This is a genomic window from Dyadobacter sp. BE31 (assembly GCF_031457695.1).
Classification (GTDB): Bacteria; Bacteroidota; Bacteroidia; order Cytophagales; family Spirosomataceae; genus Dyadobacter.
In genome coordinates this window covers 583877-606521 of record NZ_JAVDXA010000002.1, presented here as the reverse complement: position 1 = coordinate 606521, position 22645 = coordinate 583877, and the positions used below count along the sequence as shown (strand labels likewise).

Below are 22645 nucleotides of genomic sequence, written 5' to 3'. Positions count from 1 at the left end.
CCGGCTGGTACGCATTCGCGCCGGCTGGCGGGAGTTATTAACTAAGTAGTTTCGATCGTCGCGGCGATCCATGCCTGCACAATGGCCGACAATGCCTCCCGGCCGGCCTCCACAGCCTCTTTATCTTTAAAAGACGCGATCGCCCGGTCGTTTTCCCGCCACACCAGCAAGCCGGAAGTATCCTGCACGAGCCTTTCCTTCGGTTGCTCCTTCACTTTTACCCCGCGGTGAAAAACCAGCTGGATCTGCTTCGGAGGCTGAATTTTCATGGTAATCCTGTCTTCCGCTCCCACCGAATAATTCGGACCGTTCCATTTGATGTTTTCTTCCAGCAATGCACTGGCTTCCAAAATAACCAGGCGCAGCGCCTCGATCTCCTCCCGAAGCGGATGGTGGAGTTCGTCCAGAAATCGGGTAACTTCTTTGTTAAGTGGCATTTGACAAGTAATTATTGATGATAAACCTATTCTATAAGCTTGCAAAACCGAATCGTATTTCCATCCGCATCCGTGACGTAAAACTCCCGTCTGCCCCAGGTCTGATCCACCGGCCCCTGATGCACCGGCGACCCGGCCCTAAGCGAAATGTCAAGCCCTCGCGCCAGGTATTTTGCGAACAATGCATCTACATCTTCCACCCAGAAATAAATAACAGACCCGAACAGCCTCTCGCTTTCCGAGGTGGTTATCTGCATGTTCCAGCCGTCGCGGCCCAGATCCACCACCGGCGAATCGGCATTATCGTTCGGATCCGTCATGACGAAGTCCAGCACCTCCGTATAATATCGGATAGCCTCGGTCATGTTTGTCACTTTGAATAATGGGATGATCATAGTATTCAGGGATTTTTCAGTTCAGCAACATTTAAATTTGGAGTGAGTTATATTTTATTATATATTTAACTAAATTATATAATAATATGAAACACTTTTGCTTCTCTACAACATTCCTCGTGCTAACGGCATGCACCGTCACATGCGCTAGCGCGCAGGTTCGCAAGGCAGCACTGCCGGCCGACACCGGCGTTTTGAGCGCCGGGCAACCAATCGTACCGCATGAGACGCCGCCTAAAACGGACCTGCCGTCATCGGAAAAAGTATTTGGAGGTGTCGAGCAACAGCCCGAATATCCCGGAGGCACCAAAGCAATGTACAAATTTATTAATGCCAACCTTCACATTCCAGCAGAGGCAAAAGAGGCTGGTATCTCGGGAAAGGTTTTTACAAGCTTTTACATAGAGGTGACGGGAGAAATCACCAAGGTAACCGTTTTGAAAGGACTGGGATTTGGATGCGACGAAGAAGCCGTGCGGATGATAGAATCCATGCCAAAATGGAAACCCGGCAAAGTGTATAGTAAGCCCGTCCGGGTGAAGTACAATCTGCCGGTTTCCTTTGATACTAGATAAAGCCTCCTAGTAAGCCACCGTCTTCGTAGAAATCCCGATCCGGTTCAGGAAATTGATATGGCTAATGCAAATCATCATATCACCAATTTCGCTGGTTGTGAAATGCGTTTTGACATTTTCATAGGTAGCATCGGCGACGCCGTCGATGGAGATATGGGTGATTTCCTCTGTCAGTTGAAGGGCCGCTCTTTCACTTTCCGTAAACAGCGGACTTTCCTTCCAGGCCGGGAGCGCGAATATCCGCCGGGTCGATTCGCCGATTTGCAGCGCTTCCGTGGTGTGGTAATCGATACAATAGGCGCATTTGTTGATCTGCGAAGCGCGGATCTTGATCAGTTCGATCAGGCTGCGGGGAATAGAGGACGCATAGATTCTTTTTTCAATGGCCGCCATGTGGGTCCAATAGGCAGGTTCCTCTTTCCAGACATCCAGCCGGTGTTTAACAACTTTTGACATGATTGACATAATTTTGTTTGAATAGGACAAAATTCGCCAGTCGTGCAGAGGATCTTCTTAAACTGGTTTAAGAAACGAATTTCTTACGAATCTCACTCAGGTATTCAGGTGTGAAGCCCAGAAATGAGGCCAGCAGGTACTGTGGCACCCGCTGCATAAAAGCAGGATAATTCCTGCTGAAATCCTGGTACAGATCTTCTTTCGAGAGTTCGTAGGTCTTACGTATCCGCATTTGCGACGCCGCGTAGGCGCGCTGGAACATCACGTGGAAGTACTCATGCAATTCAGGAAATGCCGACAGCATGTCGTGCTGGCGGGCAGCGGAAATGACGAATGCCTCCGTTGCCTCTACGGCGCGGATGGAAAATTGCGCAATGCCGCCCTGCTGAAAGGCCATAAAATCGCTCGTCCACCAATTTTCCAATGCGAAATCGATGGTTTGCTCCACGCCATTCTGCCGCAGGTAAAACAAATGGACACATCCTTTCGCGACGAAAAACTTCTCATGGCACCGCTGGCCTTCTTGCAGCAGCAATTCCCGCTTTTTGAAAGTCCGCACTTCAAAAAAATCACCTATCCGGTCCAGGTTATCAGGCGTTGCCGAACTGTATGCGGTTATATGGGTAATCAGTTGCTGCATGGGATGCGTCGGTTTGGTGGGCATAAAATTACGTCATAACACGCCCCATTCACTCACTTTTAACAAAGCCGGAAACGTTTTATTCCGGCTTTGGCGTTCGTTCTGGAACGAAAATAGTAAATTCGCAACCGTCCGCCCTGACAAATCCCGGGCTTTAAGACTAAACTTCCTTAAAAATGAAATTTGCAATCCACGCGTTCGTCGCCGGCGCATCCCTGGCCCTTGCGCCATCCATTTCGATCGCCCAGCCGGCAGCAGGTGCCCCCGCTGCCGGCAGCCCCGTCGAAACCAAGAAACCCAATTCGGAATACAAGTCTGCATTTGCAGGCCAAACCCGCATCGGTTCGGTCGTGACCAAAACCCCGTATGAAGGCAAGGTACTAACTTCCTCCCTGGAAAGACCGTGGGGAATCGCAGTATTACCCGACGGTAAGTTTCTGGTGACAGAAAAAGGCGGGAACATGCGCATCGTGTCTGCTACCGGAGAAGTCGGAAAGCCTATCGACGGCGTTCCCAAGGTGAACAGCGACGGCCAGGGCGGCTTGCTGGGGGTTACCCTCGACCCTGCGTTCGCACAAAACAGAATGGTGTACTGGGCGTTTTCAGAACCGCTTGCCGACGGCAACCTGACGGCCGTAGCCAAGGGTAAGCTGTCTGCGGATGGTACGAAACTCGAAAATGTAAAAGTTATTTACCAGGCAACACCCGCCTATAAAGGCACGCTGCACTACGGCGGCCGTGTGAAATTCGCGAAAGACGGAAACCTGTTCGTGTCCACCGGCGAGCGTTCCGACCTCGTTACCCGCCCGCAAGCGCAGGATCTCAACTCCGGCCTGGGTAAGGTAATCCGCATTACCACCGACGGAAAACCGGCCAAAGGCAACCCGTTCATCGGCAAGGAAGGTGCACGCCCTGAACTGTATTCGTACGGTCACCGCAACGTCCAGGGATTGGCAATCAACCCGGTCACGGGCGATTTGTGGGAAACGGAGTTCGGCCCGAGAGGTGGTGACGAGATCAACCGCATATTGCCCGGCAAAAACTACGGCTGGCCTACAATCACTTACGGAATCGAATACAGCGGCAAGCAAATCGGCGACGTGATCCAGCAAAAAGAGGGAATGGAACAACCGGTGTATTACTATGACCCTGTCATTTCTCCAAGCGGCATCACTTTCTACGATGGTAAGCAAATCCCGGAATGGAAAAACAACCTGTTCATTTCATCGCTCAGCGGCATGCACGTTTGCCGTATCGTGATCAAAGACAACAAGGTAGTAGGTGAAGAAAGACTTCTTTCCGGCGAAAACCAACGTTTCCGCGACATCACCGAAGGCCATGACGGAGCATTGTACGCCGTGACCGACCAGGGAAGGTTGTATAAAATAGGCAAGAAATAGATTCGCGGAGCATTCATCCGAAAACTACGAACCCCGTAAACTGTCTGAACGATAGTTTACGGGGTTTTCTTTGTTTCTATGGATACGATAGCCTGCCCCTGCGCACCGAGGTAGTACCCGAGCAGATCCGGATAAATTTTAATACCATTGTCCGAATTGGTGAAAATAACCAGGGCTCTTTGGGATTTCGGTAGCATGACAGCGAGGGTATGAACACCGGGATCATGCCCGCCATGCGACAATGCGTACTCGTCCCCTCCTACCGGGTCATACATCACCCAGCCGATTCCCATGTATGAGTCGGCTTTCCGCATGGCCTGGTGGCTAGCCATTTCCCGGAACAACCCTTTGTCTAAACCGGCCCCGTTTAAAACCCAGGTAATGAACTTACAGTAGTCGGCAATAGTGGTTTTAAGCAAATCTGCTGCATTGGGCACTGTGTTTCTTACTACTTCCAGTTGTTTTTCATCCGGATCGAACGGATATGCGAAACGACGCTCATCGGCGGCATTCCAGGTAAACCGCGTGTCGGCCATACCGAGTGGTTCAAAAATGATCGAATCCGCCAGTTGATCCAGCGAACGGTAAAATTTACTTTCCATAGCGTGCCTCAGGTATTCGAAACCTTCGCCGGAATACTGATACCGGGTGCCGGGGTCAAACTGGAATGCAAGCTTCCGATCCGGCAACTCCGACCGCCAATTCGGAAATCCGGTGCGGTGGGTGAGGATATCCCGCGTGGTGAGCCGCCCGCTTCTGGGATCATCTTTTACGTCAGGATCAGTAAAATAGTGCGCCACGGCTTCATCCAATTTCCACTTCCCGGCATTCACCAGGCTGAGCGCCACCATCGCAGTGATCGTTTTCGTGACCGAAGCTACATTGAAAACCGCATCGGCCGGCGCAGGAATGCCTGCCCTTAACTGCCCGAATACACGCATGCGTTTGATTTCTCCATTTTCGAGATAACCGACAGCCAACGCCGGTATTCGCTTTTCTTTCAGCCATTGGAGAACCGCCGGCGAGTCATTCATATCCGGCATGCGATTGGGTTGCTGTGCATTTGCGATAGAAACAGTCAGGATAAACAAGAAAGTCATGCATGTAACAGGCTTCGACACAAAACCTGTTACTGCCGGGAAATGAAGTTTTGTTAAAATCTGCATCAAGGTAATTTTTAGCTCCACCCATAAGAGCATAATTTCACCAATCCGGTTACATTTTTCAAAAAAGAATGGTTTGAAAGCCCCTGTACCATATATTCACAGCGTACAAGCAGAATCTATTCCATGAAAACCGTATCGCGCATTTGCATTGCACTCATCCTTTGCCAAACGGCGGTCGGCCATTTGTGGGCGCAAAAGGGCAACCCCGGCAACGAGGAAGATCCCCGCACTATTCTTTGGAAAATAACCGGTGCCAATTGTCCCAGGCCCTCGTATTTGCTGGGGACATTCCATCTCTCAGACGCCGATTGGCTTTTGAAAACACCTCAGTTCGGCAAGGTCGTTGATAGTACGGAATATATTCTCAACGAGCAATTTACAACCCGGTCCTTACCAGCGACATCGAAAAAGGGCATATTAAAGGCGTTACCACTGCTTGACAAAAAACAGTTCGAGACGCTGGATTCATTCTTTGTCGCACGGGTAGGCGAAGGTATCCGTAACAATCCGGACGCCGCGGCCATGACGGTGGCGGAAATGGAATCAGCAATTATGTTAACGTTGATATCAGGAAATAACAAAGCCAACGCCGTTACGAAATTCATGGATAAGGATTTGTTTGAATTATATGTGAAACTCGGAAGGCAGGGGGATTGCCTGGACCGGGTAAAAGTTACCGATTTTGACTCGTCGGAAATCGGGCATGCAAGGCAATACCTAACCCGCGCGGTCAATTATACAATTGGCAGCGACAAACCGGATTGGAACCTCTACGGCATGCCTGCAGTAGAGGACACACTTGCACGCTACAAGACGATGAGATTTGAATATCGCCTTGATGAATATTCCGCCCAGACCGCCAGTTCCCCCTATTTTGACTTTATTCCTCTCGCGCAGCGAAACAAAGACTGGATGCCAAAAATCACATCCGCCATTTCAAGCCGCCCCACGCTGATCGCCGTCGGCCTCGCTCATTTATATTACAAAACCGGCGTGATCATGCTGTTACGGGCGGAGGGCTACCAAGTCGAACCGGTGCTATTTGACTGAATATTTATAAAATCGAACTTCTGTATCCAGATGCATCAGGGTCATACCGGCATTTCCATTGAGCACCTGACAGAGGCCGGGGCGAGTCCCACGACCAGAGCACAGGATAGCTTCCTCTTCAAAAAGAATTCCAAATTGTTGCATTAAATTGCCCAAATGAAGATCCTGATCATTGAAGACGAACCCGGCCTGGCCGAGAGCATTGGCGCCTACCTCACCGCGCAGGACTACCTGTGCGAGTACGCGGGTACGTGGGCGCAGGCGCGTGAGAAAGTGGAATTGTACCGGTACGACTGCATTTTGCTGGATCTCATGCTGCCCGGCGGCGACGGGATGGACATCCTGGAAACACTCAAAAAGCAGGGCCAGCAAGACGGCGTGATCATTATCTCGGCCAAGGGAGATTACGAGACCAAGATCAGGGGCCTGCATGCGGGTGCCGACGATTACCTCGCCAAACCTTTCCATTTGCCCGAACTGGCCGCCCGCATTTACTCGGTGATCCGCAGGCGGAGCTTTGCCAACCATAACCATGTTGTGCAGAATGAATTGAAGGTCGATTTGCTCAGCAAAACCATTACCGTCCACGGTGAAGTGGTGATACTCACGAAAAAAGAGCTTGACCTTTTGCTGTTTTTTATCGGGAATAAAAACCGGGTGATCGCCAAAAGTGCATTGGCCGAGCATTTGTCGGGCGACATTGCCGATATGTTCGATAACCACGACTTCGTGTACGCGCATGTGAAGAACCTGAAAAAGAAGCTCAGCGAGGCCGGTTACGGTAATTATCTCAAAACGATTTACGGAACCGGCTACAAATGGGAAGGATGAAAAAGCTGCTCGATCAAAGCCTGCGCCCATTGGTGATCTACGCATTCACGGTGCTGGTGATCAGCATTCCGGTCTACTTCCTGATCATCGACGTCATTTGGGAGAATGAGCTGGACAAGCATCATTACGCCATCCGCGAAAAGCTGGAAAAGCGCCTCACCCGCCTCAGCCTGCCCGATACCGCGGTGGACAATATGATCGCCGTCCTCGACAAAGTGCAGCCCGGATTCTCATTCAACGAAACAGCCGCCCCCCGGCCCGACAGCCTTTATACCATCATCCGGTTCGACGACTTCATGCACGACCGCGAGCAGTTCCGGTGCCTGACGACTGACATCCGCGTCAATCATAAACTATATCGTGTGCTGATCGAAACCAACATGGAGGAGGTCGACGAGACCATCCTGGCCATTGGCGGGGTAACGGTCTTTTTCATTATGCTCCTGCTGGCGGGATTTATTTATCTCAACCGCAAAACCGCCCTGCGCATCTGGCAGCCATTTTACGATACGCTGGCCGGCCTGCGCACCTTTCGCCTGGAAACCGGTAAGGCCGTGCCGCTGCCGGTATCGGACGTGACCGAATTTGCCGACCTGAATGTCAGCCTGGATACCCTGATGCAGGGCAGCCTGGCCTCCTACCGCCAGCAAAAGGAATTTACAGAAAACGCCTCGCACGAATTGCAGACGCCGTTGGCGATCGTCAAATCGCGCCTGGATATGCTGTTGCAGAGTCAGTCGCTGGACGCCGGGCAAATGCGAATCGTGGAGCAAGTTTATCAGGCAATCAACCGCGTGTCCCGCATCAACAAGAACCTGCTCCTGCTGGCGCGCATCGAACATGCGCAATTCGAGGAAAAGGAACCGATAGCGCTCGGTAAGACGCTGGCAGGCGTTGCAGAGCAGTTTGCCGACCGTTTTGAAAACAATGCCCTGCATTACACCGAAAATATCGAACCCTTCACCGTAGAAGCCAACCCGGTGCTTACTGAAATCCTGCTTACCAACCTACTTGTGAATGCCGTGCGCTACACACCTGAGGGCGGGCAGGTGCAGGTGCATTTGGGCGGCGGCATTCTCACCATTGCCAATACCGGCACGGGTGCATTGCAAACGGAAAACCTGTTCAGACGGTTCGCGCAAGCATCGGACGCGCATGCGGGCAGCGGGCTCGGGCTCGCGATCACCCGCGAGATATGCGACCGTTACGGCTGGCAGATCGGCTATGATTTCACGCAGGGTATGCATCGCTTTTCGGTCCGCTTCTGAATTCGAAATTTCTTCCAAATCGATGCTCATTTTTGCCATCAGATCATCAAAAACAATGTCTGAATGGCCTTCAAAAGAATTTTCATCTGCCTTTGCCTTGTTCTTACCATCCCGCAACTCAAAGCGCAGGTAAGCAAAGTAACGCTCTCCGGGCAGGTTATTTCCCAGGCAAGCGGGCAAGCACTCCCATTTGTCAATATTGTTCTCAAAACTGAAAAAGACAGCGCATTTGTAACGGGTACCATCACCAACGAGCTCGGGCGGTTCAGCCTGCCCGACGTCAGGAGCGGCAACTACCGCATCGAGTGCGTGTCGCTCGGATACAAGGCACTGCAAAAGCCCATCACCGTGGGTACCCTGAGCCCCTTCCTCGACCTCGGCGAGTTCCGGATGGCCGACGATTCCCAGAATTTGCAGGAAGTGACCATCACCGGCCAGCAGGCCGAGGGTGTCGATGACAAGCTCGACCGGAAGACTTTCAACATCGGCCGTAATGTGAGCCAGAGCGGCGGGTCGGTATTACAGGCGTTGAAAAACCTGCCGGGGGTCACTGCCGGTGAGGACGGGAAGGTACTTTTGCGCGGCAGCGACAAGGTAGCGATCCTGGTGGACGGCCGCCAGACGGCACTCACGGGTTTCGGCAGCCAGACGAGCCTCGATAATATCCCGGCCTCAGCCATCGAGCGGATCGAGATTATCAATAACCCATCGGCCCGCTACGACGCCAATGGCAATGCGGGGATTATCAACATTATTTATAAAAAAGAAAAACAGGAAGGCTTCAACGGGAAAATAGGCATGGCAGCCGGCCTGGGCGCGTTGTGGGTACGGAAGGAAAACTTGCCCGACATCCGCCCGCAATACCGGAACACCCTCAAACTGAACCCCTCGCTGGCCCTGAACTATAAAAAGAAGAAAGTCAATGTGTTTTTCCAGGGTGACTACCTCCACACGCCGACCCTCAACAAGAACGAGTTTGTGGACCGCTACTACGACAGCGGCGATACCATACGGCAGCAAACCAAGCGGAACCGCAGCACCAACGTGGTTACCGCCAAAACCGGGGTAGACTGGACATTTGATGACAGTAATGCGTTGTCGGTTTCGGCATTGTTCAGCAGCGAGAAAATCCTCGACCGCGGCGACGAACCGTTTTTTGATGCAAAGCTGACCCAGCGAAACCGGCTCTGGCAATTCCTCGAAGACGAATTGAAAACCACCGTAACCGCCAGCGCGTCCTACCAGCACAAATACGCGCAACCCGGGCATTTGCTCAATATCGGCCTCAATTACACTTTCCACCGTGAAAACGAGCAGTATTTTTTCACCAACATCATGCCCGATTTCACCGGTAAGGATGCTTTCAAGCTGCTTTCGGATGAAAATGTGTTCGATTTCAATGCTGATTATATCCGGCCGCTGCGGTATGGAAGGCTGGAAGGCGGTTTGAAGCTGCGCAGGCGCTTCATCCCGACGAACATGCAGTTTTTCCCGGGCGTCGCCACGCCCGGCGTAAATTCCCCTATCGACAGCCTGGCCGGCGGCTGGGCCGATTACAAGGAGACAATCCCGGCGGTCTATGGCAACTATGTTTTTGAAAACAGGAATTTCGAGGTGGAAGCGGGCTTACGGGTAGAGTATATCAATCTCCGTTACGACGTTAACCCGACCCACCCTACCTACCACTCCGACGGTTACACGTATGCGAAGCCTTTCCCCAATGTGCGTTTCGCCTACAAAATCGACGACCACAACAAGGTATCGATCTTTTACAACCGCCGTGTCGACAGGCCCAATGAGGTCGATATCCGCATTTTCCCGAAATACGACGATGCGGAGATCATTAAAATCGGTAATCCTGCCCTCAAACCGCAGTTTACCAGCTCTTGGGAGGCCGGCTACAAAACCAGCTGGAATAATGGCTCGCTTTACGCCGCATTGTACCGTAAGCAAATCAACGGCACCATTACCCGTATCGGCACCATCGTACCAGGCAGCACGCTGATCTACAACATTTTCCAGAATGCCGGCAAAAGTTACAACGCGGGCGGCGAGCTGGTTTTACAGCAGGATCTCGCCCCGTGGTTTTCAGTAAATGTAAATGGTAATATTTATAAAAATACGGTGAATGCATTCTCCGTCGAGAACCTGTACCCCGTAAAATCCATTTACAGCGCTGCCAAACAAACGCTCACCTCCGGCAGTGCCAAAGTGAGCGCCGTACTGAAAGGCAAGAAAACCGAGGTACAAGTGGTGACCATCTACCAGGCGCCCGACATCGTACCGCAAGGCCGCACGGGTTACCGCTTCTCGGTAGATGCCGGCGCCAAACGGCAATTGCCCAAAGGCGAGATTTTCGTCAATGCCACCGACCTTTTCGGTACGCTGGTGATCCGTAAAACCGTGTATGGCGACGGCTTCCATTACAACAGCCGTGATTACTATGAGACCCAGCTAGTGCGGGCCGGTTACAGTTTCAAATTCTAAAATTGCTTACCCATGCGCCTCCTCATCATTTTCCTCCTCATTTCGACATCATCCTTTGCACAGCCATTCTCGCCAGCCGACAGCCTGTCTGTCCGCAAGCCGCTGACTTTGCAGCAATTTTACGCACCTGCCTCGCTGATCATCGGCGGCCTCATCGCCAACGGGCATTCGGAAGAATCCATCAAGAACGAGGTCGCCGAAAGCAGGAATCGCCACATTCCGCGTTTCCACACCCATATTGACAATTACATGCAGTTTTCGCCGCTGGTTGTCGCGTATGGCCTCGATGCATTCGGTATCAAATCCAAAACCGATGTGCTTAACCGCACCGTGATCCTCGTCAAAGGCGAAGCAATGGCCCTCACCACGGCGACTATCCTGAAATCGGCCACGCACACCCTACGCCCGGACGGGAGCAGTTACAACTCCTTCCCGTCCGGCCACACCACCCAGGCATTCGCCGCCGCCACGTTCCTGAATGAGGAATACAAAGACCGCTACCCGTGGATGCCTTACGCGTCGTACACCGTGGCGTCGTCCGTGGGCTTGCTGCGCGTGGCCAACAACCGGCATTACATTAGCGACGTCCTGGTGGGCGCGGGAATCGGGTATTTGTCGATGAAAGTGGCCTACTGGACGCACCAGTACAAATGGGGCAAGGCGCACGCAAAATCACAGCCGGTGTATTAACAGGCTGCGGTCACAACGGCAGGAACCATTCGGGCCGGGCCTTTTCTTCCGTCCAGAAAAGCGCGGCCTGGCCCCATAATGTACCGTCGGCATGTCGCAGCTGCCACACCACCCCGTCGTAAATCGTGAACGTCTCGCCGTGTTTATCGACCCGGGGGCCGGAGTAGTTGTAAACAATGCCGTCGCGCGACACGATTTCCAGCATCCTCTGCCGCTCCGGCCTATCCTGCTCCGAAGCGCTCAACCGGGACGGCACCAAAAGTATTTCAGCAGGAGTGTATTTGAATGAGGTCAATGCGTGGTTATTGGCATATATAAAATGCGGGTCGGCGGCTGTATTGTGCGCCAATATGCCGTAAGGAGCTTCCTCGTGAAGCCATTCGTGCACGTCGGTTGCTCCGGGAGCAGCGGCTCCCGGAGCAGCGGCTCGCGGAGCGGCGGCTCCCGGAGCGTATAACGGTTTACCGGCCAACTGGTGGAAACAATCGTTTATCTGGCGGATTAATGTTTTGCTGGATGCTGAGATCATGCTGCTACAAATTTTTCAAACGTGGATTCTTGCCTAGTACCTGGTTAGGGTCAACGGGAACTTCGATAAGCAGCGAACGGCTCAATCCCTGGTCTATTTTACTTAATATATCGTCGAGATTGCCGAGATCCGGCGCAAGGCGTACCGCATTCCAGTTGTTTGCGCGCGCAATCGCACAGTAATCGACGGCACCGAGCCTGGAATGGTAGTAAGCCGGTCCTACATCAGGTAAAACCTTTCTCAGTCCCTGCTCCACGATGCCGAATGTTTCATTATTGAGCAGGAATACCACCAATCCCAGGTTACTCACTTCGCCAAGCGAGCCGGAAAACAACCGGAAACAGCCATCCCCGGTAAACAGAAACACCTGCCTGCCCGGATCGGCCAGTTTCGCGCCGATGGCCACGCCAAATGCCCCGCCCATGGCCGAGCCGCGATAGAGTGAGTAAAAACGGATATTGTTGTTCGGCCGCTGGGTTACGTGCTGTCGGTCCTTGTAAGCAAGGCACGTGTCGTCGATACCGATGGAACGTTCCGGCCACCATCGATCGAGTCGCTGGTAAAGCGCGGCCATGTCGGCAAAGTGAGCCCGCGCATGGTCGAAAGCCAGGTCGTTCAGGTAATGCGGAGCCGGCTCTGCCGGAATATTAGTAAACGGCTGCTCCGTAGCCGCGTCGCTGAATGTTTGCAGCGACGCATCCAATGGGGCATTAATCTGATAATACCTACCCTCCACAACGTGCTGCAAGCTGTTGTTTACCAGCCCGTAAGCCTGCGGAATGTTGCTGAAATGAAAGGTAGCCGCTGCCGAAATCTTCTTGAAATTGACCGTATACTCGTCAGGACATGCACCGAGCACCAGCAGTACATCGTTCTCTCCGAGCGAATTATACAACGACATCGCCCTGTCATTTCCCCCGAAAGAAATGTAGCCATAGCCGTAGGGATTTTCCCGGTCAATGGCATTGGCTCCGTTAATGCTCCACATCGTGGCCGCATGAAGTGTCTTGCTGAGCTGCGTGGTCAGTTCCCTGGCCCCGGGGTAACGCGCCATTTCCTCACCTACGAACATTACGACACGTTTTCCTTCCGTCTCCTTCCGGAATTCGGCCAGAAACGCACCAGGTGCAGGCTCTTCCGGCTCGGAATACTCTGGCACGACCGTGGGGAAGTCCGGCGCTGTTTGAGAAATACTCAGCCCTTCATTGTCCAGAACGAGCACGACGGGTTTCGAACGTTGCAGCTGCCGCCGGGCCAGCGAGAGCTGTTCGTTCAATGTCATAGGGTTATCCAGCAGAAAAACGGAATCGGGCAGCTCGGCGCGCAGCTGGTTCACGATATTACTGCCATACTCGGTCGTATCTTGCAAAGGCGAGAAGCCGATGGTACTGCCGTTAGATACCGGTACTATATATACGACCGGGATATCATGCAGCTTCGCGTCGCTTAACCCGCAGGAGATAAGCTTCGTAGCCGCTCCTGTCGTCGCAACGGACGCCGCTACACCGCCGCCGCCCAGATGATAACCCAACGGAATGAAACCGGCAGTATATTCGCCAATAGTCAGGAACGAAGGCGTTTCGGGCACGTCCTGGCCGAGCGGATCGAGGTATTTAAGCAGGTGGATCACCCCTCCGCCGTTTACACCTGCATACAACCGGATCCCCCAGTTGTTCAATGTGGTAATAATGGTCTGATAGCTGTCCAGGCCGAACGGTTCTTCCAATTCGCTGATAAAGGACACGGATTCGCTCACTTCGAGGCTCATGACGATGTGTTTGTTGCGTAAATGTTGAGACAGTGACTGCCGGGTCCGGATCGACATTTGCAAATGTCGAAATAGTTTGAATATTATTTTGTCAAACTATTCCATATTGTTAAATAGAACAAAATCTACAATGTAATAAAATCACTAAGTAATGGACAAGACCGCTGAACCCGTTAAATAGGATATTCTTACCCGAGGCTCCGGCTTTTGATAATATTGCATTTCCCTTCCTCGCCATATTCTTGCTGGCATCAACAAACCAGTATTCACCAAAGGCCCCGCCGGTCGATACCTGACCAGCGGGGCCTTTCTTTTCTCAACTGTGTATTTATTCAGGCATGGTTTTAATGGGGTGCTATTTGTAGCGATCTCTTTCGAGCGTGTTGCAAAAAAACATTTCACAATAGACTATTTAAGATTTGACAATGAGTTTGGAACCCTCAGAATCAAGAAAAATGCCCAGCAAACTTCCTAAATCGAACACCGGCATCCGCGGTCTCGACGAAATAACCGCGGGCGGGTTACCCTCCGGCCGGCCAACACTGGTTTGCGGCTCCGCCGGATCCGGCAAAACACTGTTCTCAATGGAGTTCCTTGTACACGGGGCTATGCGATATAACGAACCCGGCGTGTTTGTAGCTTTTGAAGAAAAGGCCGAAGAGCTCGCCGTGAATGTGGCTTCGCTCGGGTTTGACCTGAACCAGTTACAACACGACGGGCAGATCCGGGTCGATCACGTGCGTATCGAACGAAGCGAGATCGAAGAAACAGGGGAATACAACCTCGACGGCCTTTTTATACGCCTCGCCTACGCGATCGACAGCATCGGTGCCAAGCGCGTCGTACTGGATACGATCGAAAGCCTTTTCTCCGGGCTTACGAACCAGGCTGTGCTTCGGGCGGAGCTTCGCAGGCTGTTTGAATGGCTCAAAGAAAAGAAAGTGACGACCATTATCACCGGCGAAAAAGGGGAAGCATCGCTGACGCGCCAGGGACTCGAAGAATATGTGTCAGACTGTGTGATCCTGCTCGATCACCGCGTCGAGAACAAAATATCTACCCGCATCCTGCGGATCGTTAAATACCGAGGCTCGGTACACGGCACCAATGAATACCCCTTTCTGATCGACGAGGAGGGTATCTCGGTTTTGCCCGTAACATCGCTTCAACTGAACCATCCCGTCTCGTCCGGAAGAATATCTTCGGGCATTCCGGCGCTCGACAAAATGCTGGGCGGCGATGGCTTCTTCAAGGCCAGCAGCGTATTGGTTTCCGGCACGGCGGGAACGGGGAAAACCTCCATAGCGGGGAGTTTTATCGACAAAACGTGTGCCGATGGTATGCGTGCCATCTATTTTGCCTTTGAGGAATCGCCCCAACAGATCATCCGCAACATGCGGTCGATCAACATCGACCTGCAAGCGCATGTAGACAGTGGTTTGTTGCTGTTCAGTGCCTCCCGGCCCACGCTCAATGGATTGGAAATGCATTTGCTGAACATTGTGAAACTGGTCGAGAAGTTCAAACCCAGCGTAATCGTGCTCGATCCGATCAGCAACCTCGTCACTGTCGGATCGGACAGCGAGGTTAGAAGCCTGCTCACACGCCTGATCGATTTCATGCAAAGCCAACAGATTACGGTCATGTTTACCGCGCTGGCGCTCAACGACAAAAACAGCGAGCAAACCGACGAAGGCGTATCGTCTCTCGTGGATGTGTGGATACTCGTGCGCGACATTGAGTCTAATGGAGAGCGCAACCGCGGGTTGTATGTGATGAAATCGCGCGGGATGAAGCATTCCAACCAGGTGAGGGAGTTTGTGATCACCGACGACGGGCTTAAACTGGTGGAAGTATTCCTCGGCCCCGTGGGCGTGCTCACGGGCTCCGCGCGGGAGACACAGCAGTTATTGGAAAAAACTTCCGAAGCTATCCGCGACCATGCCGTTTCGAGAAAAGATCGCGAAATCGAACGCAAAAGACTGGTCCTCGAATCGAAAATCGCGTCGTTGAAAGAAGAATTCGAATCATTTCAGGAAGAGCTCAACAAAAGCTACATCGAGGACGAGCTTAAAAAGAGCATTATGGAAGAAAACCGCAAGGAGCTCACCCGTAAGCGTGATGACTTACTTTAATACCCCGTTATGGAAGATCTGAAAGAAGATGTATGGGAGCTGAGGCTTTACGTCGCCGGGAAAACTGCCCGGTCGGTAGCTGCGCTGGCCAACTTGAAAAAGTATTGCGAAGAGCACTTGAAGGACAAATATGTGATAGAAGTGATCGACCTGCTCGTTCATCCGCAACTCGCGGAGGGAGATCAGATACTGGCAATTCCCACGCTGGTCAAAAAGGTACCTGAGCCCATTCGCAAGATCATTGGAGACCTGTCCAACGAGGAGAAGGTACTGGTAGGACTCAACATTCGCCCGGCAAAATAAATCAGATGATCGAAGAAACACACGATACGCAGGGTTGGGACGATGGCGGCGAAATGGACCACCACTTCGTCCTGAACCTGTTTATAGCCGGTGCTTCCTCCAATTCGATCCGGGCGGTTGCTAATCTCAGGGAGATCTGTGAAAAATACATTAAGGAAAGATATACCCTTCGGGTGATCGACGTCTACCAGGAAAAGTCGCTCGCTTCGCAGGAACAGCTTGTTGCACTGCCGCTTTTGATCAAGTCACGACCTTATCCCGAGCGGAGGCTGATCGGCGACATGTCGGACACACAAAAGGTTTTGAAAGGTCTTGGTATACCCGGTGAATGATATGAACAATGCGAAAACTTATGAGCAACTTCTCCGGGAAAACGCCGAGCTGAACCTGCGCCTGGAAGAAGCTACCGACACGATCGATGCCATTCGCACCGGCCAGATCGACGCGCTCGTAGTGAATGACGCCGACGCCGGGCATCAGCTTTACACACTTAAAACAGCCGATCATTCCTACCGGGTATTCATCGAAAAAATGAATGAAGGGGCCGTCACCTTAAATGCGGATGGCATTATCCTTTACGCCAATTCCCGGTTTGCATCGATGCTTGGCGCAACGTTGCCGGGCGTTGTCGGGAAGCTTTTCGAATCGTTTGTTTCCGCCGACTGCCAGCCGATGTTCCGGGAGGTATTCGCAATGGCATGGCACAAGGACGTGCAAATTGAAGTGAAGATTTGCAAAAACAAAGGCACGGTGGCCTGCCAGCTCTCCCTGACCGTCCTCCAATTGGACGAAGGCCCATCGCTGAGCGTGATCATCACTGACCTCACTTTTCAAAAAAACATCCAGCGCCTGCTGAAAGAAAACAACCAGCGGCTCACTATCGCCAATACCGAACTGGAAGCGAGCAATCACGATTTGCAGCAGTTCGCCTCGATCGCCTCGCACGATCTTCAGGAGCCTCTGAGGAAGATATTGATTTTCGCGAATATGATCAGGGACAGGCACGCAAAGGACCTTCCTGCGGAAAGCCAGAGGTATCTCGATAAAATCATTTCGTCCTCGCAGCGAATGCGCTCGATGGCGTCGGATATTTTGAATTATTCCGGACTAACGACGAACCCGGAAACTTTCGATGAGGTAGACCTGGAAGCGGTGATCGCCGAAATCCTGGACGACTATGACTTGCTTTTGCAGGAGCGAAATGTGGAAGTGATTGTGAACGAGCTGACGATGGTAGAAGGCAACCGCGGGCAAATCAAACAGGTTTTCCAGAACCTGATCAGCAATTCCATCAAGTTTTCAAGACAAGACAGGCCACCGGTTATCCGGATCTTTTGCAACCCTGCGAACGCGGGGGCCGGGGAAGCGGATGAAGGCGCATTTTGCCACATCGTCGTAGCCGACAATGGCATCGGCTTTGAAAAGGAATATCAGGAAAGGATATTCTCACTTTTCGAACGGCTCAACAATAAGGACCAGTATGAAGGCTCGGGAATCGGGCTCTCTATCACCAGGAAAATCATCGAACGGCATCACGGGACAATTTCCGCAGAAAGCACCCCGGGAGAAGGTGCCCGCTTCACGATCACACTGCCTGTGAAGCAGCCAAAGAATGTGGCCTGACATTGCTCGCCGCGGCAAGTGGCGGAGCATGGTATTATCCTTCCGGAAAACCCTTCACGATCCGTTAATTAATTGAGATCGACCGAATATTTTTAAACGGTTAAATATCCCATAACCTTCTGCAATTGGCTCGAAAAGAATTATAAATTGCAACATTTGGTAGCTAACGACGTCGTCAGGCACCTGGCTACCAGGTTCATAATACTTGCAAACACTATTCCTCACTTTTCAGCATGACAGAAAGAGAACCAGGAGTTCAGCGCCTGTATCCGTCGATTTTCGGAAAACTGGCCACCCGTTACTATTGTCTTCGCCAACTTCGCCAGGCCATTGAAGACGTTATTAAGGAATTTGTAGCGCGCGATTCAAAAAAGTTGACTGTGGCCGACTACGGCTGCGGAGGCCGGCCCTACGAATCACTGATAGCACCGTTCGTTCACAAGTACATCGGCATTGACCTGGCCGGGAACAAGCTCGCCGACATCCTGATTTCTCCTGAAGGGCAAATCGAGCTGCCCGATGAAAGTCTCGACGTGGTAATATCGACCCAGGTGCTGGAACACGTGGTAAATCCGAATGAATATCTGAAAGAAGCCCTGAGAGTGCTGAAACCTGACGGGCAGCTGATCCTGACCACACACGGGTACTGGATGTTCCACCCCGACCCCACCGATTACTGGCGCTGGACCTCGGCCGGATTAAGAAAATTAGTGACTGATACCGGTTTTGAAGTGATCCATTTCAGAGGTATCGTCGGCCGGGCGGCCGCAGGTATGCAGCTCTGCCAGGACGGCTTCACATTTGCGCTTCCGCCATCCCTCCGGCCGGCTCTCGCATTGGTATTCCAGCCCCTCATTTACCTGCTGGACAAAATCCCCTCGCAAGCTGGTAAGGACAAGGATTCCGCTACGTATATTCTTGTAGCGAAGAAACGGGTTCCAACAGTTTAGTTAAATCATCGAGCGGCTCAACCCGGAAATCTCGTAGGTCGGAGAATGGTCTGTGCATTCTCCGATTTCCGCACACCCCTATCTTTCAGCATCTGGCTGATCTGGCGTGCCATGTAAATCGATGCTTCGATTTCCGCTTTGCGGATAGCCACGCTTTCGATGTTGAAGCCAAATGGGATAGAGCGTTCCATACAGAATGTCGTGAGTTCGGAGGCGATATCAAGGCAAATATTGACCGATCGTTCCAGAATATCTTCGGAAGCCCTTAGGTCCTCCTTTAATTCCTCCGGCACATTAATGCCCAGCCAATCCATAAACTGCAGCGTTTTTTCAGAGCCGCAGGCCGTGATCGTGAAAATAATCGTCGGAGGGGTTATCTGCTCGCGATCGCAGCGACGCGCGAGGTCGTCGATCACCTGCCGGGCGTATTCGAGGTTGAATACACATTGTGAAATGAAGTACGATACGCCGCATTCCATCTTGTCGAGGATCCGCGTATCCTCGTCTTGCAGGATCTTATGGCGCTCCGGAATCGTCACGGCACCGATAACGGATGTTTCTTCATTTTTGCGCCAGATTTTGTAAGCTTCGGGCAAGCTCGTCTTCACTGGAAAATCCGGGGCGGGCACGCCCACAAACACGGGATAGAAATGCTGTTTGTTCAATGCTTCCAGCCATTCCGAGAGCTCTTCCGCGGAAAACTTGCCGGCGGGCCGGTAGATGATCTTCGGAACGTCCAAACTACCGAGGTACTCCGAAGCGAAATGCAGCGGATCGAGCGAATTCAGGAACGGAAAAGGCCTTTCCTCTTTCGTACGCGCAGATTCGTCCTGCACGTCATATACTACCAATGCATCAATATCCAGGGTGGCGAGTCGCTCCATGGTCTTTTGGGCGATTTCGGCAACGCGTTCAATAGTGGTGTCGGCTTTGGGTGGCGTGATACCGTAAAGCACCACTCCTGATTCTTGGGATTTGATCTTGTTTAGAAACATGACATTACTTAATGGCTTCCTGCCGCTTCTCTTAAAAGAATATCTGCTATATGGACGTCCTCCTACGGTTACGTATAGCTCTTTCGTCCATTCTTCAAACTAAACATCATTTTCTGGATTTATTACTACCGGATTTTCCTCCCGCGTATTTTTTTTATCAATCAGCATCCCGGTCGCCGCTATCGTGCGCATAGCCACCTGGCCGTTTAATCGGTCACTCCCAGCCGTAAATTACACTTGGGCTACCTTTCAGTATACCGTTTTTTACTCAGGTCCAAGGTAAAAAATTTGCCCGCAACAGAAAGGTATATCCCGGTGCCGCACTGCTTAGTAAATCGAATCAATACATTACAAGTCATGGCTAACAGACGCGAATTTTTAAAAACTACCGCAGCAGGCTCGCTGGGGATCGCCATCGGCGGTACGGCTATGGGTTTCAGCGCAAAAAGCTACAACCGCATTATCGGCGCGAACGACCTCATCCGGGTAGCGACGATCGGGGTCAACAGCCGGGGTAAAAGCATGAGCGGAACCTTTGCAGGCCAGAAAAATACAGAAGTAGGCACTGTTTGCGACGTCGACGAGCGCGCTATCCCGAAAGCCATCGAGGTCGTGATGGAGGCCAAGCAAACCGCCAAACCCAAATCCGAAAAAGATTGCCGTAAGGTACTGGAAGACAAATCCATTGACGCCATATATATCGCCACGCCGGACCACTGGCACGCGCCGCTCACGATCATGGGCTGCCAGGCGGGCAAACATGTGTATGTAGAGAAGCCATTGAGCCACAACCCACGCGAGGGCGAGCTCGCGGTCGAGGCCGCGCGCAAGTACAAGCGGGTAGTGCAAATGGGCGCGCAGCGCAGGTCCGCACCCGTGCTCACGGAAGGCATCAGGCAGCTGCACCAGGGCATTATCGGGCGTGTGTATCTGGCCAAAACATGGTATACCAATAAAAGGAAGGCCACTTACCTGAAACCCGGCACGGTACCCTCCTGGCTCGACTACGAGCTCTGGCAAGGCCCCGCACCACGCACGCCTTACAAGGAAGGCCTGATCCATTACGACTGGCACTGGTTCTGGCATTGGGGTACCGGCGAAGCGCTGAACAACGGTACGCACGAGGTGGATGTGGCACGCTGGGGCCTGGGCGTGGACTTCCCGACCCGCGTCAGCTCGGTAGGCGGGCGGTACGAGTTCAAAGACGACTGGGAAACGCCCGACACGCAGATCGTCGCGATGGATTACCCGGGCCGCGTTTCGCTGGTCTGGGAATCGAGAAGTTCCAATGGGCGCAAAATCGAAGGTCAGGACCGGGGGATCATTTTTTACGGTGAAAACGGCAGCCTCGACACCGGCGGCGACTCCTACAAGGTGTACGATCTCGACGGCAAGCTCATTAAAGAAGTAAACTCCCCTACCGAGGAAGCCGGCATGCAGGGCCGGAACCTGGCCAGCCCGAGCCTGGGCATGGACAACCTCCACGTGGCCGATTTCCTCGACGCGATCCGCAATAACCGTAAGCCGAATTGCGACGTCGAGCTAGGTTACAAGAGCGTTGTAGCGATGCAGCTCGGCAATATCGCCTGGCGGGTAGGCCGCGACCTGAAAATCGATCCGAAGAACGGACACATTATCGGAGATAAGGAAGCCGAGAAACTCTGGTCACGCGAGTACGCCAAGGGCTGGGACCCGATTGTGTAAATGCATAGCCCCTGCAAAAGTTTATTTGCAGGGGCAAATTCCTCACGCCACCACCTATTTACCCCGCAGGCGACAACTGCCTGTCGACCGAAAACCGCCCGCTACCCTGCACGATAACCGCCAGTGCCAGCCCGATTACCAGCAAGTGGTATTCATATCCTTCGCCCTGCTGGTTGCCGAACCAGTTCATAAAGAAGCCGTTCTGCGCGTGTTGGCCTACGAAAATAATCCCGGTAAACAGCCCGATAATCGCCGCTGACCAAAGCCGTGACGCGAACCCGGCGATCAGGGCGATCGCTCCCGCAAACTCGATCAGGATCACCAGGAGGCCGATCAGCCAGGGTATTTGAAGGGTTTCGGTAAAAAACTGCATTTCACCATCGAAACCCGGGCCACCGAACCAGCCCAATACTTTTTGCGCGCCATGCGGGAAGAGGATCAAACCTATGGTAAGCCGGAGAATAAGGCCGGTCCAGTCGTTGTTCGTTTTAAAAATGATTGCTTTCATTACGCTGTCAATTGTTGTTTGAGGCAGCAAAGGACCGGAAAGCGGCGGTCGAAAAAATTAAAGTAGTTGAAGAAATCAGCCCTCCATCAATTTTTTACGGAGCATACTGAGAAACACGGGCGTGATGCCGAGGTACGCGGCGATTTGCTTTTGCGGAATACGCTGCCCGAATGCCGGGTATTTACGGATAAATTCCCCGTACCGCCCCGCGGCATCCAACGAAAGCGACTGGTTGATTCGCTCCATGTGGGCAATGAATGCATTTTGCAGGAGTATTCTAAAAAAACGCTCCATTTTGGGCACCCGCTCGTAAAGCAGGTCGAGGTCCGGCTTTGTGATTTGCAGCAACTCGGTATCCTCCAATGCTTCGATATGATAACGGCTTTCCCGGCCCGTCAGAAAGCTGAGCAAATCGCCTACCCACCAACCTTCAATCCCAAACATTAGGATATGCTCAAATCCATTTTCATCAAGCGAATACACTTTCACACACCCTTTCACAATGAAATTCTCCGACCTGCACACCTCGCCCTGCCGCAAAAGAAACGCTTTCCGCTTCAACACTTTCGGTTGAAAAAGCGAAAGTAAAAACTCCGCCTCGCCCGCATCGAGCTGAACATGGTTTCCGATATTTTGAAGTAACAAGCTGGTATTCATTCCACGGCGTTTGTTGGCTGCCTAAAACTAGTTCTTTTGAAGCGTCCCGTCAAATTCCCAGGTCCTGCAATCAAGCCC

23 protein-coding genes are annotated in these 22645 nt (G+C 52.3%); 13 read left to right on the top strand and 10 right to left on the bottom strand.

Annotated elements, in window-relative coordinates; all coding sequences use genetic code 11:
• Positions 1 to 41: 41 nt before the first annotated feature.
• On the bottom strand, positions 42 to 437 hold the full coding sequence (locus J2Y43_RS11335) for a DUF1801 domain-containing protein (RefSeq protein ID WP_309982469.1): 396 nt from the start codon (positions 435 to 437) through the stop codon (positions 42 to 44).
• A 26-nt stretch (positions 438 to 463) separates the two neighbouring features.
• Positions 464 to 832, bottom strand: a complete 369-nt coding sequence (locus J2Y43_RS11330; protein ID WP_309982467.1) for a VOC family protein — start codon at positions 830 to 832, stop codon at positions 464 to 466.
• A gap of 86 nt (positions 833 to 918) precedes the next feature.
• Between J2Y43_RS11330 and J2Y43_RS11325 the strand changes: the two genes are divergently transcribed.
• Positions 919 to 1407: an energy transducer TonB gene (locus tag J2Y43_RS11325; protein WP_309982465.1), complete on the top strand. Its 489-nt coding sequence runs from the start codon at positions 919 to 921 to the stop codon at positions 1405 to 1407.
• 6 nt (positions 1408 to 1413) lie between these two features.
• Here the strand turns inward: J2Y43_RS11325 and J2Y43_RS11320 are convergent, their stop codons facing one another.
• Positions 1414 to 1863 (bottom strand): carboxymuconolactone decarboxylase family protein, encoded by a 450-nt coding sequence (locus J2Y43_RS11320; protein ID WP_309982463.1) that lies wholly within the window; start codon positions 1861 to 1863, stop codon positions 1414 to 1416.
• Between the two features lie 67 nt (positions 1864 to 1930).
• Positions 1931 to 2503 carry a Crp/Fnr family transcriptional regulator gene (locus J2Y43_RS11315; protein WP_309982461.1) on the bottom strand — a complete coding sequence of 191 codons (573 nt, stop codon included), beginning with the start codon at positions 2501 to 2503 and terminating at the stop codon, positions 1931 to 1933.
• 176 nt (positions 2504 to 2679) lie between these two features.
• Here J2Y43_RS11315 and J2Y43_RS11310 point away from each other — a divergent pair, with 176 nt between their 5' ends.
• A complete protein-coding gene (locus J2Y43_RS11310; protein ID WP_309982459.1) occupies positions 2680 to 3903 on the top strand; it encodes a PQQ-dependent sugar dehydrogenase in 1224 nt (407 codons plus the stop codon).
• 56 nt (positions 3904 to 3959) lie between these two features.
• Here J2Y43_RS11310 and J2Y43_RS11305 read toward each other — a convergent pair whose 3' ends face one another.
• On the bottom strand, positions 3960 to 5003 hold the full coding sequence (locus tag J2Y43_RS11305) for a serine hydrolase domain-containing protein (RefSeq protein ID WP_309982457.1): 1044 nt from the start codon (positions 5001 to 5003) through the stop codon (positions 3960 to 3962).
• Between the two features lie 189 nt (positions 5004 to 5192).
• Here J2Y43_RS11305 and J2Y43_RS11300 point away from each other — a divergent pair, with 189 nt between their 5' ends.
• From J2Y43_RS11300 to J2Y43_RS11280, 5 genes are all read left to right on the top strand, one after another.
• Positions 5193 to 6119, top strand: coding sequence for a TraB/GumN family protein (locus J2Y43_RS11300; protein ID WP_309982455.1), 927 nt, complete (start codon positions 5193 to 5195; stop codon positions 6117 to 6119).
• A 156-nt stretch (positions 6120 to 6275) separates the two neighbouring features.
• Positions 6276 to 6950 (top strand): response regulator transcription factor, encoded by a 675-nt coding sequence (locus J2Y43_RS11295; protein ID WP_309982453.1) that lies wholly within the window; start codon positions 6276 to 6278, stop codon positions 6948 to 6950.
• Positions 6947 to 8218, top strand: a complete 1272-nt coding sequence (locus tag J2Y43_RS11290; protein WP_310226494.1) for a HAMP domain-containing sensor histidine kinase — start codon at positions 6947 to 6949, stop codon at positions 8216 to 8218. The genes J2Y43_RS11295 and J2Y43_RS11290 overlap by 4 nt, the downstream gene beginning before the upstream one ends.
• A gap of 63 nt (positions 8219 to 8281) precedes the next feature.
• Positions 8282 to 10705, top strand: a complete 2424-nt coding sequence (locus J2Y43_RS11285) for an outer membrane beta-barrel family protein (protein WP_309982449.1) — start codon at positions 8282 to 8284, stop codon at positions 10703 to 10705.
• A gap of 12 nt (positions 10706 to 10717) precedes the next feature.
• Positions 10718 to 11395, top strand: coding sequence for a phosphatase PAP2 family protein (locus J2Y43_RS11280; protein ID WP_309982446.1), 678 nt, complete (start codon positions 10718 to 10720; stop codon positions 11393 to 11395).
• Positions 11396 to 11405: 10 nt separating this feature from the next.
• Here the strand turns inward: J2Y43_RS11280 and J2Y43_RS11275 are convergent, their stop codons facing one another.
• Positions 11406 to 11924, bottom strand: a complete 519-nt coding sequence (locus J2Y43_RS11275; protein WP_309982444.1) for an MEKHLA domain-containing protein — start codon at positions 11922 to 11924, stop codon at positions 11406 to 11408.
• 4 nt (positions 11925 to 11928) lie between these two features.
• Complete coding sequence (locus J2Y43_RS11270; RefSeq protein ID WP_309982442.1) at positions 11929 to 13692, bottom strand: thiamine pyrophosphate-dependent enzyme; 1764 nt, start codon at positions 13690 to 13692, stop codon at positions 11929 to 11931.
• Between the two features lie 455 nt (positions 13693 to 14147).
• Between J2Y43_RS11270 and kaiC the strand changes: the two genes are divergently transcribed.
• From kaiC to J2Y43_RS11245, 5 genes are all read left to right on the top strand, one after another.
• Entirely contained in the window at positions 14148 to 15827 is a 1680-nt protein-coding gene (kaiC, locus tag J2Y43_RS11265; protein ID WP_309982439.1) for a circadian clock protein KaiC, read from the top strand.
• Between the two features lie 9 nt (positions 15828 to 15836).
• Positions 15837 to 16130: a circadian clock KaiB family protein gene (locus J2Y43_RS11260; RefSeq protein ID WP_309982437.1), complete on the top strand. Its 294-nt coding sequence runs from the start codon at positions 15837 to 15839 to the stop codon at positions 16128 to 16130.
• Positions 16131 to 16135: 5 nt separating this feature from the next.
• Positions 16136 to 16462 (top strand): circadian clock KaiB family protein, encoded by a 327-nt coding sequence (locus J2Y43_RS11255; RefSeq protein WP_309982435.1) that lies wholly within the window; start codon positions 16136 to 16138, stop codon positions 16460 to 16462.
• A 1-nt stretch (position 16463) separates the two neighbouring features.
• Positions 16464 to 17753 (top strand): ATP-binding protein, encoded by a 1290-nt coding sequence (locus J2Y43_RS11250; protein ID WP_309982433.1) that lies wholly within the window; start codon positions 16464 to 16466, stop codon positions 17751 to 17753.
• Positions 17754 to 17986: 233 nt separating this feature from the next.
• Positions 17987 to 18703: a class I SAM-dependent methyltransferase gene (locus J2Y43_RS11245; RefSeq protein WP_309982431.1), complete on the top strand. Its 717-nt coding sequence runs from the start codon at positions 17987 to 17989 to the stop codon at positions 18701 to 18703.
• Between the two features lie 17 nt (positions 18704 to 18720).
• Here the strand turns inward: J2Y43_RS11245 and J2Y43_RS11240 are convergent, their stop codons facing one another.
• Entirely contained in the window at positions 18721 to 19698 is a 978-nt protein-coding gene (locus tag J2Y43_RS11240) for a hypothetical protein (protein ID WP_309982428.1), read from the bottom strand.
• A 357-nt stretch (positions 19699 to 20055) separates the two neighbouring features.
• Between J2Y43_RS11240 and J2Y43_RS11235 the strand changes: the two genes are divergently transcribed.
• Positions 20056 to 21402, top strand: coding sequence for a Gfo/Idh/MocA family oxidoreductase (locus tag J2Y43_RS11235; RefSeq protein ID WP_309982426.1), 1347 nt, complete (start codon positions 20056 to 20058; stop codon positions 21400 to 21402).
• Between the two features lie 58 nt (positions 21403 to 21460).
• On the opposite strand, the gene J2Y43_RS11230 is transcribed toward J2Y43_RS11235, so the two are convergent.
• Positions 21461 to 21910, bottom strand: coding sequence for a DoxX family protein (locus J2Y43_RS11230; protein WP_309982424.1), 450 nt, complete (start codon positions 21908 to 21910; stop codon positions 21461 to 21463).
• A 75-nt stretch (positions 21911 to 21985) separates the two neighbouring features.
• Positions 21986 to 22567 (bottom strand): Crp/Fnr family transcriptional regulator, encoded by a 582-nt coding sequence (locus J2Y43_RS11225; RefSeq protein ID WP_309982422.1) that lies wholly within the window; start codon positions 22565 to 22567, stop codon positions 21986 to 21988.
• Positions 22568 to 22645: the final 78 nt, after the last annotated feature.

Excerpts from the sequence above, each read along its gene's own strand:
- J2Y43_RS11335 (WP_309982469.1), bottom strand. The coding sequence starts at position 437 with ATGCCACTTAACAAAGAAGTTACCCGATTTCTGGACGAACTCCACCAT.
- J2Y43_RS11330 (WP_309982467.1), bottom strand. The coding sequence starts at position 832 with ATGATCATCCCATTATTCAAAGTGACAAACATGACCGAGGCTATCCGA.
- J2Y43_RS11325 (WP_309982465.1), top strand. The coding sequence starts at position 919 with ATGAAACACTTTTGCTTCTCTACAACATTCCTCGTGCTAACGGCATGC.
- J2Y43_RS11320 (WP_309982463.1), bottom strand. The coding sequence starts at position 1,863 with ATGTCAAAAGTTGTTAAACACCGGCTGGATGTCTGGAAAGAGGAACCT.
- J2Y43_RS11315 (WP_309982461.1), bottom strand. The coding sequence starts at position 2,503 with ATGCAGCAACTGATTACCCATATAACCGCATACAGTTCGGCAACGCCT.
- J2Y43_RS11310 (WP_309982459.1), top strand. The coding sequence starts at position 2,680 with ATGAAATTTGCAATCCACGCGTTCGTCGCCGGCGCATCCCTGGCCCTT.
- J2Y43_RS11305 (WP_309982457.1), bottom strand. The coding sequence starts at position 5,003 with ATGACTTTCTTGTTTATCCTGACTGTTTCTATCGCAAATGCACAGCAA.
- J2Y43_RS11300 (WP_309982455.1), top strand. The coding sequence starts at position 5,193 with ATGAAAACCGTATCGCGCATTTGCATTGCACTCATCCTTTGCCAAACG.
- J2Y43_RS11295 (WP_309982453.1), top strand. The coding sequence starts at position 6,276 with ATGAAGATCCTGATCATTGAAGACGAACCCGGCCTGGCCGAGAGCATT.
- J2Y43_RS11290 (WP_310226494.1), top strand. The coding sequence starts at position 6,947 with ATGAAAAAGCTGCTCGATCAAAGCCTGCGCCCATTGGTGATCTACGCA.
- J2Y43_RS11285 (WP_309982449.1), top strand. The coding sequence starts at position 8,282 with ATGGCCTTCAAAAGAATTTTCATCTGCCTTTGCCTTGTTCTTACCATC.
- J2Y43_RS11280 (WP_309982446.1), top strand. The coding sequence starts at position 10,718 with ATGCGCCTCCTCATCATTTTCCTCCTCATTTCGACATCATCCTTTGCA.
- J2Y43_RS11275 (WP_309982444.1), bottom strand. The coding sequence starts at position 11,924 with ATGATCTCAGCATCCAGCAAAACATTAATCCGCCAGATAAACGATTGT.
- J2Y43_RS11270 (WP_309982442.1), bottom strand. The coding sequence starts at position 13,692 with ATGAGCCTCGAAGTGAGCGAATCCGTGTCCTTTATCAGCGAATTGGAA.
- kaiC (WP_309982439.1), top strand. The coding sequence starts at position 14,148 with ATGCCCAGCAAACTTCCTAAATCGAACACCGGCATCCGCGGTCTCGAC.
- J2Y43_RS11260 (WP_309982437.1), top strand. The coding sequence starts at position 15,837 with ATGGAAGATCTGAAAGAAGATGTATGGGAGCTGAGGCTTTACGTCGCC.
- J2Y43_RS11255 (WP_309982435.1), top strand. The coding sequence starts at position 16,136 with ATGATCGAAGAAACACACGATACGCAGGGTTGGGACGATGGCGGCGAA.
- J2Y43_RS11250 (WP_309982433.1), top strand. The coding sequence starts at position 16,464 with ATGAACAATGCGAAAACTTATGAGCAACTTCTCCGGGAAAACGCCGAG.
- J2Y43_RS11245 (WP_309982431.1), top strand. The coding sequence starts at position 17,987 with ATGACAGAAAGAGAACCAGGAGTTCAGCGCCTGTATCCGTCGATTTTC.
- J2Y43_RS11240 (WP_309982428.1), bottom strand. The coding sequence starts at position 19,698 with ATGTTTCTAAACAAGATCAAATCCCAAGAATCAGGAGTGGTGCTTTAC.
- J2Y43_RS11235 (WP_309982426.1), top strand. The coding sequence starts at position 20,056 with ATGGCTAACAGACGCGAATTTTTAAAAACTACCGCAGCAGGCTCGCTG.
- J2Y43_RS11230 (WP_309982424.1), bottom strand. The coding sequence starts at position 21,910 with ATGAAAGCAATCATTTTTAAAACGAACAACGACTGGACCGGCCTTATT.
- J2Y43_RS11225 (WP_309982422.1), bottom strand. The coding sequence starts at position 22,567 with ATGAATACCAGCTTGTTACTTCAAAATATCGGAAACCATGTTCAGCTC.